The following is a 1,540-nucleotide window of genomic DNA, read 5'->3' as shown; positions in this document are numbered from 1 at the left end:
GGTCGTTTCTTATGGCTGCGGCGCGGAGTGGGCAGTTTCAGGGAAGCCCAGTTCGTCCAGCAGCGCGTCGAACAGCTCCTCCACGAAGGTCTCCTGTGCGCGCAGCAGTTCCTCGATCCGAGACTGCTGTGCCGTGACCTGGACACCAGCCGCTGAAGCCCAGATGAGAGCGCCTTCGGCGTCGGTCGGCACCTCTGCATCGAGCTCTGCGCGCTTATGTCCGATGGCTTCTTCGAACTCCGGAGTGGCTATCCATAGGCTCAGGTCGTCCACGTCTTCGGGTTCCTCGACGAGGAGAGCTGCGGCGTTGTCCAGGTTGAGCCATGCCTGCCAGCGGTGCCCGTCGGTGTCCAGACCGGTCACGAGGGCGACGCTGCTGTCGGAGACATCGGCGACGCAGGCCGGGGCACCGGTCCATTCGACCAAGGCGAACAGGTTCCCGTCCTCCCAGACGCCTTGCTCCAACTGCAGAGTTTGCCAGCCGCCCGGTCGCGGCTGGCACTCATGCACGTCGTCCCACAGCCCTGGACCCGTGCTGCCGAAGATTGGTGCCTCCAGCAGTGGGCGCTTGCTGCGCGCAAAGACCAGATGACCGGAAAAGCCCATGGAACCTCCTCGTCGAATACCAGCGCACCCTACGAGCTGCCACTGACACCATCGGCGCTGGCCGGCTGTTGCTCTCGACCGACTGGCTCACCGGATCAGTCGGCGGTAGCCGATGAGGGCTGCGGCTATGCCGACGAAGGCGAGGAAGTGCTCGGCCTTGCGCTCGTAGCGTCGGTGGAGGCGTCGGCAGCCGGCCAGCCAGGACACGGTTCTCTCGACTACCCAGCGGTGGCGGCCCAGTCGCTGCGAGGACTCGACACCCTTGCGGGCGATGCGGTGGCGGATGCCCCGCGAGCGGAGCCAGCGGCGCAGGTGGTCGTAGTCGTATCCCTTGTCTGCGTGCAGTTTCGCCGGCCGTCGGCGGCGCGGGCCGCGGCGGGAACGGATGGGCGGGATGCCGCGCACGAGCGGTTGCAGGCCCTGGCTGTCGTGCATGTTCGCGCCGGAGATGCCCAGCGACAGCGGCAGCCCGTTCCTGTCGGTGACCAGGTGGATCTTCGATCCTAGCTTGCCGCGATCGGTCGGATTCGGTCCCGTCAATGGCCCCCTTTTGCCGCCCTGACGCTGACAGAGTCGATCGCGCACCGCGACCAGTCCAGCTCGCCTCGCGCTCCGAGCTCGTCGAGGATCACCCGGTAGAGCCGAGCCCAGACCCGGTCCCGGCTCCACTGGGCGAACCGGCGGTAGACCGTGGGCCAGGCGGGGCCGAACACCGGGGGCAACTGCCGCCAGGTGCAGCCTGACGTCGCCACGAAGATGATCGCGGCAAGGACCTCGCGGTCACCTGCCCGGCGCCGTCCCCCACCCTGCGGACGCTTCACCTCAGTCGGCGGCACCACCCGCCTGAACAGCCCCCACAACTCGTCCGGCACCAGCCGCTCAACGAGATCCGTCATGCACGACTCAACGAACGATCACGCCATAAGAAACGACG

2 protein-coding genes are annotated in these 1,540 nt (G+C 67.3%); both read right to left on the bottom strand.

The genetic code is table 11. The features are described from left to right. Window positions 1-9 precede the first annotated feature (9 nt). The gene (locus tag AB0E98_RS33635; protein ID WP_030399931.1) at window positions 10-606 is read right to left on the bottom strand and encodes a hypothetical protein; all 597 of its coding nucleotides are present in this window, start codon (window positions 604-606) and stop codon (window positions 10-12) included. Window positions 607-693: 87 nt separating this feature from the next. Next, a protein-coding gene (locus AB0E98_RS33630) for an IS5 family transposase (RefSeq protein ID WP_107049489.1) occupies window positions 694-1,502 on the bottom strand; the annotation gives its coding sequence in 2 pieces (ribosomal slippage) (window positions 694-1,152 and window positions 1,155-1,502; 807 coding nt in all). Between the last annotated feature and the right edge of the window lie 38 nt (window positions 1,503-1,540).

Origin of the sequence: Streptomyces sp. NPDC037389 (assembly GCF_040636475.1) — a bacterium.
In the GTDB taxonomy this organism is placed as follows: Bacteria; Actinomycetota; Actinomycetes; order Streptomycetales; family Streptomycetaceae; genus Streptomyces; species Streptomyces hesseae.
The sequence above is the reverse complement of the archived record's forward strand: the minus strand, read 5'-3'. Positions and strand labels throughout refer to the sequence as shown.

What these genes read in the sequence shown, in the direction of transcription:
- AB0E98_RS33635 (WP_030399931.1), bottom strand. Translation starts at nt 606, where the DNA reads ATGGGCTTTTCCGGTCATCTGGTCTTTGCGCGCAGCAAGCGCCCACTG.